At 57.9% G+C, this 13568-nt stretch carries 7 protein-coding genes and 2 tRNA genes; 5 read left to right on the top strand and 4 right to left on the bottom strand.

Annotation, left to right across the window (positions count from 1 at the left end; genetic code table 11):
• The first annotated feature begins 11 nt into the window (after window positions 1-11).
• From nirB to cysG, 4 genes are all read left to right on the top strand, one after another.
• Window positions 12-2465 (top strand): nitrite reductase large subunit NirB, encoded by a 2454-nt coding sequence (nirB, locus tag ABJZ52_RS17705; RefSeq protein WP_348192243.1) that lies wholly within the window; start codon window positions 12-14, stop codon window positions 2463-2465.
• On the top strand, window positions 2462-2809 hold the full coding sequence (gene nirD / locus ABJZ52_RS17700; protein ID WP_153771191.1) for a nitrite reductase small subunit NirD: 348 nt from the start codon (window positions 2462-2464) through the stop codon (window positions 2807-2809). Before nirB ends, nirD begins: the two co-directional genes overlap by 4 nt.
• A gap of 97 nt (window positions 2810-2906) precedes the next feature.
• Window positions 2907-5603, top strand: coding sequence for a nitrate reductase (locus ABJZ52_RS17695; protein ID WP_348192240.1), 2697 nt, complete (start codon window positions 2907-2909; stop codon window positions 5601-5603).
• A 52-nt stretch (window positions 5604-5655) separates the two neighbouring features.
• Window positions 5656-7092 (top strand): siroheme synthase CysG, encoded by a 1437-nt coding sequence (cysG, locus tag ABJZ52_RS17690; RefSeq protein ID WP_348192494.1) that lies wholly within the window; start codon window positions 5656-5658, stop codon window positions 7090-7092.
• Window positions 7093-7110: 18 nt separating this feature from the next.
• Here cysG and ABJZ52_RS17685 read toward each other — a convergent pair whose 3' ends face one another.
• The 4 genes from ABJZ52_RS17685 to ABJZ52_RS17670 form a co-directional block, all read right to left on the bottom strand.
• The gene (locus tag ABJZ52_RS17685; RefSeq protein WP_348192239.1) at window positions 7111-7839 is read right to left on the bottom strand and encodes a hypothetical protein; all 729 of its coding nucleotides are present in this window, start codon (window positions 7837-7839) and stop codon (window positions 7111-7113) included.
• 69 nt (window positions 7840-7908) lie between these two features.
• Window positions 7909-9858 carry an adenylate/guanylate cyclase domain-containing protein gene (locus ABJZ52_RS17680; RefSeq protein WP_348192236.1) on the bottom strand — a complete coding sequence of 650 codons (1950 nt, stop codon included), beginning with the start codon at window positions 9856-9858 and terminating at the stop codon, window positions 7909-7911.
• Window positions 9859-9910: 52 nt separating this feature from the next.
• A complete protein-coding gene (locus ABJZ52_RS17675) occupies window positions 9911-12088 on the bottom strand; it encodes a caspase family protein (RefSeq protein WP_348192234.1) in 2178 nt (725 codons plus the stop codon).
• A 416-nt stretch (window positions 12089-12504) separates the two neighbouring features.
• Window positions 12505-12581: transfer RNA gene (locus ABJZ52_RS17670), tRNA-Pro, on the bottom strand.
• Between the two features lie 391 nt (window positions 12582-12972).
• Here ABJZ52_RS17670 and ABJZ52_RS17665 point away from each other — a divergent pair.
• Window positions 12973-13047, top strand: a tRNA-Gln gene (locus tag ABJZ52_RS17665).
• The last annotated feature ends 521 nt before the right edge of the window (window positions 13048-13568 follow it).

Genomic DNA, 13568 nt, shown 5'->3' with positions numbered 1-13568 from the left:
GAGTGATCAAGATGACAAAACAAAAACTCGTTGTTGTCGGGAATGGCATGGCGCCTGGGCGCATGCTGGAATTCCTGTTCGAGAAAGATCGGGACGCCTATGACGTCACGATCTTCAATGCGGAACCGAGGGTGAACTATAACCGGCTGATGTTGTCTCCGGTTCTCTCCGGCGAAAAGACATATGAAGACATCATCACTCACGATGACAGTTGGTATGCCGACCATGGCGTGACGCTGCACAAGTCGGCGAGAGTTTCCGAGGTCGACCGCGAGGCGAAAACGGTTACGTCTGAAAACGGCATCACGGCAGCTTACGACAAGTTGGTCATCGCTACCGGGTCCAATCCTTTCATCATTCCTCTGCCAGGAAAGGATCTCGAAGGTGTTTTGACCTACAGAGATCTCGACGATGTGGAGAAGATGAAGGATGCGGCTGCTCACGGTGGCCGGGCCATTGTGATCGGTGGTGGTCTGCTCGGTCTTGAGGCCGCTGCAGGTCTCAAGATGCAGGGCATGGAGGTGACAGTGCTTCACCTGATGCCGACGCTGATGGAGCGACAGCTCGATCCGGCAGCTGGCTATTTGCTCGAGGAAGAGTTCAAGCGCCGTGGCATCGACGTGAGGACCAAGGCCAACAGCCATGAGATCCTTGACAATGGTGCCGGCAAGGTTGCCGGGATCAAGCTGGACGACGGCAGTGAAATTGAAGCCAGCATCGTCGTCATGGCAGTTGGAATCCGTCCGTCTGGCGATCTGGCCAAGTCCTTGGGTCTTGAGGTCAACCGGGGCATCATAGTCTCCGACGACATGCGAACATCTGACGCTGATATCTTTGCACTCGGCGAATGCGTTGAGCACGGCGGCATGTGTTATGGCCTCGTCGCGCCACTCTACGAAATGGCGGGTGTGATCGCGGACAACCTTCTGGGGGGGAGCTCCGAATACAAGGGCTCGGTCACCGCGACAAAGCTCAAGGTCACGGGCGTCGATCTCTACTCGGCTGGTGACTTTGCAGAGGCCGAGGACCGTGAAGAGATTGTCCTGCGCGATGCGTCGGCCGGGGTCTACAAGCGGCTCGTTCTCAAGGACAACAAGATCATTGGTGCTGTTCTCTACGGAGAGACGGCAGACGGTCCATGGTTCTTCGACCTACTGAAGAAGGAAACAGACGTCTCCGAAATGCGAGAGACGTTGATCTTTGGCCAAGCCTACCAGGGGGGCGCCCCCCTGGACCCTACGGCGGCCGTTGCAGCCTTGCCGGATGATGCAGAAATCTGCGGCTGCAACGGCGTTTGTAAGGGTACTATTGTCAATGCCATCCATGAAAAGGGTCTGACCGGGCTCGACGACGTTCGGGCACACACCAAGGCGTCCGCGTCATGCGGCACCTGCACCGGACTTGTGGAGCAGCTCCTTGTAGCAACCCTCGGCGATGCCTATGACCCGGCCGCCGTCCAGCCCATGTGCGGCTGTACGGATCTTGGTCATGGCGATGTGCGCCGGCTGATCAAGGCCAAGGAACTGAAGAGCATTCCAGAGGTCATGCAGGAGTTGGAATGGACCTCATCCTGTGGCTGCGCAAAGTGCCGGCCGGCTCTGAACTACTATCTCGTGGCCGACTGGCCTGACGAGTACGCAGATGACTACCAGTCACGCTTCATCAACGAGCGCGTGCACGCCAACATTCAGAAGGACGGCACCTATTCTGTTGTCCCGCGCATGTGGGGTGGCATGACTTCGTCGAAGGAGCTGCGTGCGATCGCCGATGTGGTCGACAAATACGACATCCCGGCGGTCAAATGCACTGGCGGCCAGCGTATAGACATGCTGGGTATCAAGAAAGAAGACCTGCCGGGTGTCTGGGCTGACTTGGGCGAGGCAGGCTTCGTTTCAGGTCAGGCCTATGCCAAAGGGCTGCGCACGGTAAAGACCTGCGTTGGGACAGACTGGTGCCGCTTCGGGACGCAGGACTCGACTGGCCTGGGCATCAAGCTCGAGAAGTTCATGTGGGGCTCCTGGACACCGGCCAAGCTGAAACTGGCAGTGTCGGGTTGTCCGCGCAATTGTGCGGAGGCCACCTGCAAGGACATTGGTATCATCTGCGTCGACAGCGGCTATGAGATACACTTTGCCGGCGCAGCTGGGCTCGACATCAAGGGCACGGAAATCCTGGGCAATGTTGCAACCGAGGAGGACGCGCTCGAACATGTCGTTGCACTTGCTCAGATGTATCGCGAGCAGGGCTTCTATCTGGAGCGCATCTACAAGTGGGCCAAGCGGATCGGCGTGGAGGAAATTCGGCGCCAGATCATGGAAGATGCGACAATGCGCAAACGCTACTTTGACGCTTTCGTCTTCTCCCAGAAATTTGCACAGGTTGACCCATGGTCGGAGCGCGTCTCCGGCAAGGACAAGCATGAGTTCAAGCCCATGGCTACACTGTCTTTGGAGGCTGCAGAATGAACGTCGTCACCAAGGATTGGGTTGCGATCGGCGACCTTAGCGACATTCCGCGCCAGGGTGCCCGGGTCGTCAAGACAGATGCAGGCTGCATTGCTGTGTTCCGCACAGTCAACGACGAGGTCTATGCCCTGGATGACCGTTGCCCGCACAAGGGTGGCCCGCTCAGCAATGGCATTGTCCATGGCTCCTCGGTCACTTGTCCGCTTCACAATTGGGTCTTCGATCTGGCAACGGGTCTCGCACAAGGAGCTGACGAGGGAGCCGTCCTGACCACACCGGCAAAAGTCGAAAGTGGCAAGATCCTGCTGGCTGTTGATGCCCTCGCGTCTCGGGCCGCAGGCTGACCACAGATTTCAAGAAAAGGCCCCATCGCCCAGAAAGCCGAATAGACCAAAAAGGTAGAGCCCGGATCTGGCGAGGAAACAAGAAAGAGAGAGACAGGTGACCGAAGAAGGACAAGAAGCCACGGTTAAAACCACCTGTCCGTATTGCGGTGTCGGTTGCGGTGTTCTCGCGAACATCGCAGCCGATGGAAATGTAACCGTCAAGGGCGACCCGGATCACCCTGCCAACTTTGGTCGGCTGTGCTCCAAGGGGTCAGCCTTGGCGGAGACGCTTTCACTGAGTGATCGTTTGCTTTATCCGCAGATCGGCGGTGAACAGGCATCCTGGGATCAGGCCCTTGATCTGATTGCATCAAAGTTCGCAGCAACCATAGAAGAACATGGGCCCGACAGTGTTGCTTTTTATGTCTCGGGCCAAATTCTGACTGAAGACTATTACGTCGCCAACAAGCTCATGAAGGGCTACATCGGTTCGGCGAACATCGACACCAACTCCCGCCTGTGCATGGCCTCTTCGGTTGCCGGCCATCGGCGCGCATTCGGGTCGGACACAGTTCCTGGAACCTATGAAGACCTTGAGCTTGCGGACCTGATTGTTCTGGTCGGTTCAAACCTTGCCTGGTGTCATCCGGTGGTTTTCCAGCGGATCGAGGCGGCAAAACGCAAAAATCCAGCACTGAGGGTGGTTGTCGTTGATCCTCGCCGGACGGCTACATGCGAACTCGCGGATCTTCATCTGGCGCTCAAGCCAGACACAGATGTGGCCTTGTTCAACGGCCTTCTTTCGTTCCTCGCGGATATAGACGGCCTTGACCGCTCCTTTATCGACCAGCACACGCATGGTTTTGAAGCTGCATTGGAAGCAGCCGGCCCACTGGACATGGTGAAGGTCGCTGATCAGACCGGTCTGTCGGTTCACGATCTTGCGACATTCTACACAATGGTGGCGCGCACTGAAAAAACGGTCACGGTCTATAGTCAGGGTGTCAACCAGTCGGTCGTCGGCACCGACAAGGTCAATGCGATCATCAACACTCATCTTGCGACCGGTCGCATCGGTCGTGCAGGCATGGGGCCGTTTTCCATCACTGGGCAGCCCAACGCCATGGGAGGACGCGAGGTTGGCGGATTGGCCAACATGCTTGCCGCCCATATGGCCATTGAGAACCCGGAACACCGTCAGTTGGTGCAGGACTTCTGGCAGAGTCCGGACATGGCTCGGCGCCAGGGCTTTAAGGCCGTCGATATGTTCGGTGCGGTGCGTGATGGCCGGATCAAAGCCATTTGGATCATGGCGACCAACCCGGTCGACAGCCTGCCGGCCGCAGACGAAGTTGCCCTTGCTCTTAAGCATTGCCCATTTGTCGTTGTCTCTGATGTCTCGACAGAGGTCGATACGCTTCCCTATGCTCATGTGTCGTTGCCCGCTGCAGCTTGGGGCGAGAAGAACGGTACGGTTACAAACTCTGAACGCCGGATTTCCCGGCAGCGTCGCTTTCTGGACCTGCCCGGCGAGGCGAGGGCGGATTGGCGGGCGCTGTGCGAAGTGGCCAAGCGCATGGGCTTTGCGGAAGGATTCAATTACACGGGCGTCGATGAGGTCTTTGCCGAACACGCGGCCCTGTCGGCTCATGAGAACGATGGTACACGCGACTTTGACATCGGCGCGTTCGCCGATATCAGCCAGCAGGACTATGACAATCTGACACCCGTGCAGTGGCCTGCACGTGCAGGGGAGGCAAAGCGCGACAGCCGGTTCTTTGCAGGCGGCGGGTTCTTCACCAGGGACCGCAAGGCCAACTTCGTCGCGGTAGAAGCGACGGCTCCGGCAAGAAGGGAACGTACTTATCCCTTTGTCCTCAATACGGGACGTATCCGCGATCAGTGGCACACCATGACGCGCACGGCGAAAACCGCGCGTCTGTCGTCTCACATCGCAGAACCCTTTGCGGAAATTCATCCTGAAGATGCCGCCGCGATTGGCCTTGGCGACGCGGAGTTGGTCGAAGTGAAAAGCCCGCATGGCCGCGTTGTGGTCAGAGCACTGTTGAGTGAAAAGGCGCAAAAGGGATCTGTCTTTGTTCCCATGCACTGGACCGACCAATTTGCCTCGAAAGGTCGTGTCGATGCGGTTGTTTCTCCCGAAACAGACCTCTTCTCAGGTCAGCCGGGGTCGAAGTTTACGCCCGTCGCCCTGACGCCCGTTTCGTGCAGCTGGTACGGCTTTGCCGTCCTGCGCGACAGGCCGGAGGCCATTCCGGCCGACTACTGGGCTTTGGCTCAAGCTCCGGGTGGTTGGCGTGTCGAACTGGCGGGGCTAACTCAAGACGATCTTAAAAAGATGGCTTGCGCACTTTTACCCGGAGAGGCTGAAGACGCGGCATTCCTAAGCTATGAGGATGGGTGCGAAGGTGTGCAACGCCTCGCTCTCTGGAATGGCTGCGATCTGATCGCTGCATTTTTCTTTGCACCGGAGCCTGTTGCCGTCTCCCGGCAATGGGCGACATCTCTTCTGGAGACGAAAGCCGAAAGTCCGGTCGATCGTTACCGTGTGCTGGCCGGCCGGTCGGCGGCGGATCGGCCGGATCCTGGCGCAATTGTGTGTTCCTGCTTCCAGATTGGTATCAATCAAATCACTGCGGCTGCGGGAGAAGGGGCGTCAACCGTTGATGCCATCGGTTCGGTGCTCAAGGCAGGGACCAACTGCGGATCCTGCCGATCCGAGATCAAAAGCCTGCTGGATGGGCTTGCTCACAAGGAGACGGCCGATGTCGACATCGCGCAAGCCGGTTGAGATCAAATCGATCTCGCAAGCTTCATCGGGCGGGCGTGGACGTCCTCCACGCATGGGGCCGCTGGCCAGCCTGCCGGTCTTCTTTCCTCTTGAAACGCGCAAGATCCTCTTGGCGGGCGGGACGGAAGCGGCAGCCTGGAAGGCCGAGCTTCTGGCGGCGACCGGAGCTGAGGTTCATGTCTACGCCGAAGGCCTAAATCCGGTCATGGCAAACCTCATAAAGACCGGCGGTGTGAACGGTCGGTTTGTTCATCATGCACGGCCTTGGAGTTCGGACAGCTTTGCCGGAGCGGCGCTGGCAATTGCGGATGCGGCAAGCGACGGAGAAGCACGGGCCTTCTACTGTGCCGCCAAAGCCGCGGGTGTTCCGGTCAACGTAATCGACAATCCGCCATTCTGCGAATTTCAGTTCGGCTCTATCGTCAACCGCTCACCTGTGGTGATCGGCATCTCGACCAATGGTGTCGCGCCGATCCTGGGTCAGGCGATCCGACGCAAGATTGAGACGCTTCTGCCATTGTCTCTTGCCGCGTGGGCAGGGTTGGCGGGCAGGGTCCGCAGCGCGGTCATGGAACGACTGGAGCCAGGTCCCCAGCGCCGCAGATTCTGGGAAGTTTTCACAGATCACGCATTTTCTGAGCGCGAGGCGCCCGAAGCTGAGGCAGAGGTCGCAGCACTGGTCGAAGCAACAGGTGTCGCGCAAACGGCAAGAGAAGGACGGGTAACGCTCGTGGGAGCTGGACCGGGCAGCGCTGAACTGTTGACATTGAAAGCTGTGCGCGCGCTCCAGGCAGCCGACGTGATCCTCTTCGATGATCTCGTCGCCGACGAGGTTCTGGAGCTCGCCCGCAGAGAGGCCAAACGCATGTTGGTCGGTAAACGCGGCGGTCGCGAAAGCTGCAAACAGGAAGACATCAACGACCTGATGGTGGAGCTTGCCAAGAAAGGCAAGAACGTCGTGCGTCTCAAGTCAGGAGATCCGATGATCTTCGGCCGCGCAGGAGAAGAAATCGAGCGCTTGCAGTCAGAAGGAATTCCTGTTGCGGTGGTCCCGGGCGTGACCTCTGCTTCGGCCATGGCCTCGGCCCTCGGCATTTCTCTCACCCACCGCGATCATGCACAGGCTGTACGTTTCGTCACAGGCCATTCGAAGAAGGGCGACCTGCAGGAAAGCGTGGACTGGGCCGGTCTGTCCGATCCGGCGACCACCACTGTATTTTACATGGGCGGCCGTATGGCCGGTCGCATTTCGAACCGGTTGATCCGGGAGGGACGCTCACCCTCGACACCGGTTGTTGTTATGGCAGGCATTGCGCGCCCAGAAGAAAAGCGCTGGCAGGGAAAGCTCCGCGATCTGGAAATCGGCGTCGCGGCGCTTGATACCAGCGAGCCGGTGCTGATTGGCGTCGGGGAAGTGTTTGATATGCTAGGCACAATGGTTATGCCTGAGCAGCCGGAACAGAAGGTGGCGACGGCATCCTTAGCATGAACTTTTGATCCGGAGCGCTTAGTTCACTTCAACACCGTCATGGACCCGCTGGATCAGCGCAATCGCCTGACGTTTGCAATTGTTCTCGGTGAGCCATGTCAGAAGTGCGCCGGGAAGGGCCTCATCCAAAGCCTCCGGAAGGGTGTTGAGGGTCAGTGCCCGCAAGTCACCGTCAATGCTCACTGCCAATCGCCCGTCGGCGGCGAAGTCGCTCGGTAAGGTCAAAGTGGTCTGGTCCTTGGGCCAGGAAATGTCGGTGATGCGCCCTGCGGAGCTCCGCACCGAGACAACAGCGGAAGTTGAGGCATCTCTGCGTGCAAGGGTCAATTCCGACTGTCGAACGCAACGCGGACCAGAGCTGGCAACACTGGCATGCCAGATGCTGGCCGGGATACGAAATGCGCCGTCAAGGTTGCGTGATGCACCAAGCACATTCGACCGCGCGTCCGGGTCGCCCAGAAGAACTTTCAGAGTATCCCAGCTTGCGGGAACAGGCGAGGTAGATTTCGTCGAGCTGTCGTCCTCAAGAGAACCTTCAAACGGACCGTCGATCACGTGCATTTTGCCGCCCTGGGACAGGATCGTGACTCGGGCTCCGCTGGGCAGCGTCAGCACGGCCGTAGGCGTCAGAATATCACCCGGCAGGTGGTCAGTGTCCCCGCTGGCCGCAACGACGACCATATCCGCCCAGGCAGGGACGGCAAAGCAACCAAGCATCAAGGCCATAAGCCATGCCATGTATCGCATTTGAACTGCTCCCTAGTTTGTCGCCCAAACCATAGACTGCGCCCTGCTCGGCAGAAAGGCACCAGCCAATCATTTCTCCGACAGCGTTACTTTCGTTCCAGCAGCGCCATCGCGCAATCGCTCAATGTGAAATCGGGTCGGTCCATCGCCCGGTTTCAACTCAGCGACGCTTTCAAGGCAGGACAGCGCGTCCGGACTGCCTTCAGACATCTTCAGATAGGCTGCCTGATAGGCTTGCATCCAGTCGGCGGAAAGATCTTCGTCGGAAATTGGTTCGAAACAGGCAACCGGCTGGCTCCGGCCCTTAAGCACCAGATCTCCCAGAGGGCGGAAGTGGTGTCCGGGACATTTGGCGGCGACGGTGTTGCTGACGCAAATGCGTGTGCCGAGAAACTTGTTCGCACCTTCCAGGCGCGCGGCAGTGTTCACGGTGTCGCCAATACCCGTATAGTCAAAGAACCGGCTGCCGCCGAAATTTCCGATGACGGCCTCGCCGTGGTGAATGCCTATCCGGGTTACGCCGAGAGCAATGGACCGGTCGTTGGCGTCTGCCCGGAAGCTCTCGCAAAAGGTGTCCAGCGCGAGAGATAGGTCAAGAGCGTGTCTGGCTTGGTGCGCATCCACATCCGGCGCTCCGAAAAAGCAGACGACCGCATCGCCAATAATCTTGTCGATGATCGCGCCATGCTCGGTCGCCAAATCGCAGATACGGTCCAGATAGCTGTTGAGCAGCTCCGCCATCTGCTCCGGAGGCAAGGTCTCCGACAGGCTGGTGAAGCCCTGCAGGTCGGTGAACAGATAGGTGACCGGACGTTTTTCACCACCAAGCTTGAGGGAGATGTCACCACTGGTCAGACGTTTGACCAGCGCAGGACTTACATATTTTGAAAAAGCGGAGCGCAGGAACACGCGTTCCGAGCGATCCTTGCGCCAACGTATCAGTGCCATGATGAGTGCAGAGCACACGGCTGCAGCTGGCGGTCCGAGGACGGGAAGGAGCAGGGTCTCAAGCGACACCAGCATCCACGCGGCAAAAAGGTATGTGCCGATGGCGAGAAAAAGCAGCGTGAAGTAGGTGAGAGGCCGTGCAATCATCAGAAAGCCGAAGCTCGCAGCCAGCCCGGCAAGCACCATCAAGGCAATACTTTGAAGAAGGGAGACGGCCCCAAGCGAGCGCCCGGACAGAAGCTGCGCCAGAATCGTTGCGTGAACCTCTATGCCCGTCAACGTCCCGGCTTCCGAACCCACCATTGAAACCATGGGTGTGGGATGCTGGTCGACATAGGGCAGGTCGGTCCCGATGAGCACGTATTTGTCTGTGAACCAGGCCTTCGGAAGATATGCGACTGTTTGAGCGGGATATTGCGGAAAGGGCGAGGTGCCGTCGGATCTGTATTGATAGATGATGCGTTCTGCCGTCAGCTTGCCAGGCAAGGACTTTCCAGAAAGAGCTTCTGTAAAGCTTGGCGCAGACCTCCCGTTTTCCTCTTCAATCCGTGGGAGATGCCGAAGAATACCGTCAGCCTCGTCCCGCTGCAGCACGATGGATGCATTCTCGCGGCCTGAAAGCACGGCCTGCAGATGGGCCGCCTGCTCAGGCGTAAGGTGTTCTCTGGTGCCTGCTTCCGCAAGGATGACGGGAGCTTTGGATCTGTCAATCGCATCAAGCAGCTGCTGGTCCTTGGCAGGCTCGCTCGGCCCATCAAGAAGCACATCCAGACCGATCTTTTTAGGTGAAGCAGCGTCGATGGTCTCTATCAACTGTGCCAGAAAACCGCGGTCGATGGGAGATCTGTAGGGAAATTGCGCCAGGGTTTCTTCGGTGATCGTCACGAGCACGATGTCGTTTTCGCAATCGTTGCAATCTCCGAGAACAGAGATCGCTAGCAGATCACCCAGGGTCGGCCCAAGGCGCGACGACAATGGCAGCGTCAAGGCCGCCGCCAACGCGCCAACTGCGAGGGCAACCAGGTATCTTTGGAACGGACGTGCGACCCGCCTTGGCTTTTGTGCCATCATCGTCTTGAGGCACCGACTGGAAAGCAGTCGCTGTATCTTCGAGGCAAAAGGGTCATTTTGGGGCGTCGAAGCGCTTCACGTCCGAAGTCGTGCCGTCCGCATAGGTCAGCTGTACGGAGACATATTCCGTCGACTTTGGAATATTCGCGAAGACGACGGATCCCGGTCCGCTTCTGGGGATCGCATGTGGGTTGTCAGGATCGCATTCGCCGATCTCGAAAGCTGTATCTGGTTGATCGCTGTTCACCGCGTAACGAACCGATGCAATGGCGCAGCGATAGCTGATCAACTGCGTGAAATAGGCCAGCTGCTTGCCATCCCAATCCTGATAACTGATCCAACCGTTCGATAGACGTTCAAGAATGTCTTTCTGGGACTTGATCAGAGCTGCATTCGGATTGAACGCGATCTTGAACGGCCCCCGAACATCGCCATGAACATCGGTGTATTGCACCTCCACGTCGGTCGGACCGGCATTTCCCGGCAGTTCGAAGCCAGGGTAGGGGATCGGTTGTCCCGTCGTTGGGTTGAGGGCTCCGTTGACAAATCCGGTCGACCGGAAGTCCTCGCCCGGCAGCCGAACGAAGATTTCCTGCGCGCTGTCGGCAATGGCCAGGGACAGCATCCAGCCCTGATTGCTGCGCATGGCATTCAGCTTGACCGGATTGGCAAGTGCCTGGGTGTTGAGGCCTGACAACGCCGCCAGTCGCGACTTGGCGTCCTCGATGCGCTGGGCGGCCATCTGCTGGTCAATGAAATATCGCAGGTAACGGCCATCTTCCACGCCTTCAAGGAAACGCGTCAAGAGATCGAGTTCCGTCGTCTTGTCTGCCATCGACTGCTGGCCAAGCCTGGATTGTGAGTAATCAAGGCTCAGCTCATAAAGGGCGGGAACAAACTCCGGATAGGCATCGACGAAGGCACTGAAGCGCCGGATTCGTTCGTCTCGTTCCTGCAACAGGATTTCGGCGAACAAGGTTGTTGGATCGCTGCGACCCTGGGTCAGCGAGTGATAGAATTCACGTGCACCAGCCCGGCCCTCCTGCGCTCTGAGTACGGCCTGAAACCGGATGTGTGGGTCGACCTGTGGTTCTCCGAACGCGAAGTACTTCAGATAATCCTGCCGGGCCTTTGGATAGTCGCCCTTGATCTCGCGCATGCGGGCATTGGCATAAAACTCCAGTGGGCTTTGCGGATTTTCAACAAGCAGGGAGCGGCTTTGAAGTTTAGCAAACAATTGCTCGATCTCGCCGGCGGGACTGCTGCCGATCTGCGCGAGGCGCGCCTTGGCAAGTTCGGAGAAAGAACCGCCGGGAAAGCGATCGAGATAGGCCTGGATTTGCGACCTGTCGTCACTGGCTTTGACATCGTTCCAGAATTGCAGCTCCAACTGGATCGTGCTCGCATCAGCTGGCACATTTGCCGCAACTTGGTTCTGGTCCGTGATGTCCGACGGTGTCAGCACGATATCGGCCGTCAGGGACGAGTGGTCCCAGGGTACCTGATCGCCGTTCGTGGCTTCGACGACCTGCTTGCGAACACGTTTGAACACGGTTTCGACCGTCGCGCCGGGAACGCGAATTTCGCGCGAAATTGCAAGCGTGTAGGGGCTGTTGAGCCCCGTGCCGTCCGTGGCTGTGCTTCCAGGTGCTGTCGCGAACGAAATGAAGCTTCCGCGTGGCGTGCTGTTCAAGAAGGCAAAGCCGCCAACGGTCCCCCCTGCTGAACGCGACAGGGCAGTGTTGCGACAGGCATCGAAGATGACGATGTTCGCGCCGTCATGGGCCGATTCAACCGCGGACAAAACCCAGTCCACTGACAGGGCCTCAAATTCAGCGTCAATTTCATCGCGCAGGTCTGCGCCCAGAGGGGCAAGGTAGTTCTGGCCTCCTGCTTCAAAGCCGTGGCCGGAGTAATAGACGACGGCGATGGCGCCCGGATCGGTCTTTTTAAGCTTGTCGGCGAAGTCTCGAACGGCACGCTTCATGGTGCGCAGGTCCGCATTCAGAACGAGGTCGACTTCAAATCCTGTGGACTTCAGACTGTCGGTGATCAGCGCCGCGTCATTGGCCGGGTTCTGGAGGCGCGTCAGTGTCGCGCTGTCGTAATCCGCATTGCCGACCACCAATGCCAGACGCTCGGCTGCGAAGGCCGGACCGAAAAGCGGAGAGCAGATAAAAAAGCAGGCAGCCATGACGAGGCGAAAGCGTCGTGTGAATAGCGGTTTCATTGTCGTCCCCCGGATCTTCGCGTTGAGCTTGACCTGTCCTGATCGCTCCCGTCAATGCGGGAACCCTGCAGTTATCAGATTACAGCGTTATCAGGAAACGTTGGGGGCATGCGTGATGCTGGTCACAATGAGGTCAGCCCGGAAGGAAGCGTATATTTGCGCGCTTGATCAACAAGGGGAGGTACGCCCATGCACTCTATCTGCTGCAGGGGCGACAAGTGATGGCCTTGGACAGGATCATAGTGCGAATTGATCGCACGTGGCGGAACTTTGAGCCTCGCGTATCGATACGCAATGACGCTTGTTCGAAAATCAAGGAAGGCGGAAGGACCACGACACTGCCTATCGCCAAAGACGCAATCGGCAGGCATCTGGGGAAACAGCTTCAGGTCTTGTGAGATGCAAAGACCAGAAAATGGTCGGAGTGAGAGGATTCGAACCTCCGACCCCCTCGTCCCGAACGAGGTGCGCTACCAGGCTGCGCTACACTCCGATCCAGTATTTCAAGCATTTGGAAGCTTGTCGGGAACAGCGAAACGATCCGCCTCGCTGACGTGGCGGTCTATTAGCACCGCTTTTTTCACCTCGCAAGAGGCTTGTCGTTTGCTGAAGTAAAATTCCGCCGTCTCAGGATCTGCGCCGCGGAAACCGCTGCTTTCGCGTCGTTGCAGGAAAGGTTGGGTTGTGTTGCCGACAGCGGCTTTTGTGACCTGTTGTTGGCGCCGTGAAATTGTCTTTTTGGCGCGCGCTTCCCGTCGGTCTCTTTGCTCATTTCGGCAACATCTTATCGATGCTGGGGAAAACCCTGCGGGGTCCCCATATTCTATACTGCTCCGGGTCTTGCACTCGCCAAAAGGCGGGGCTATACACCGTCTCCACGGTATTGGGGTGTAGCCAAGCGGTAAGGCAGCGGTTTTTGGTATCGCCATGCGAAGGTTCGAATCCTTCCACCCCAGCCATTTTCCTCCAAATATGCTTATTTGATATTGAGTTTGCGGCAAGTTCCCGACTTTTCAAAGCCTTGTGCTGTCTCTGTTTTGGTATTGAAGGCGCCAATTGCGGATTATTCCGCTCACGGTTCCAAAAGTCTCTGTTTGCGGTTTTAGCGCATGGGGTTTGCGGCTGGGGAGATCAGGTGAGAGACTGGATAAGCGCGCGTTGGTCTTCAAAATCGGACGGCAGCGTCTGGCGCAGAAGCCAGTCCGACGTGAGGGATACCGGTTGCTGTCCACGCAGAATATCCCGGACAATATCCGGTGCCAGAAACGCGAGCGATATGACCCGCTGGACAGTGTTGACGGATTGGTTTTCGCGCTTTGCGATTTCAGAAAAACTCTCGCTGAACCGCCCCGGGTTTGCCGGAGGCTGTTTGGTTTAAGTTATGCTGCCACCGCCGGTTGATCCTGCGTGGCGTAGTATCGTTCCTCCGCTTCAGCCGGAGGGATGTTTCCTATGGTCTCCAGAAGACGCCGGTGATTGA

Origin of the sequence: Roseibium sp., assembly GCF_039982295.1 — a bacterium.
Taxonomy (GTDB): Bacteria; Pseudomonadota; Alphaproteobacteria; order Rhizobiales; family Stappiaceae; genus Roseibium.
Note: the sequence above shows the minus strand (reverse complement) of the source record. Positions and strands in the feature narration are given on the sequence as shown.

Excerpts from the sequence above, each read along its gene's own strand:
- nirB (WP_348192243.1), top strand. The coding sequence starts at position 12 with ATGACAAAACAAAAACTCGTTGTTGTCGGGAATGGCATGGCGCCTGGG.
- nirD (WP_153771191.1), top strand. The coding sequence starts at position 2,462 with ATGAACGTCGTCACCAAGGATTGGGTTGCGATCGGCGACCTTAGCGAC.
- cysG (WP_348192494.1), top strand. The coding sequence starts at position 5,656 with ATGGGGCCGCTGGCCAGCCTGCCGGTCTTCTTTCCTCTTGAAACGCGC.
- ABJZ52_RS17685 (WP_348192239.1), bottom strand. The coding sequence starts at position 7,839 with ATGCGATACATGGCATGGCTTATGGCCTTGATGCTTGGTTGCTTTGCC.
- ABJZ52_RS17680 (WP_348192236.1), bottom strand. The coding sequence starts at position 9,858 with ATGATGGCACAAAAGCCAAGGCGGGTCGCACGTCCGTTCCAAAGATAC.
- ABJZ52_RS17675 (WP_348192234.1), bottom strand. The coding sequence starts at position 12,088 with ATGAAACCGCTATTCACACGACGCTTTCGCCTCGTCATGGCTGCCTGC.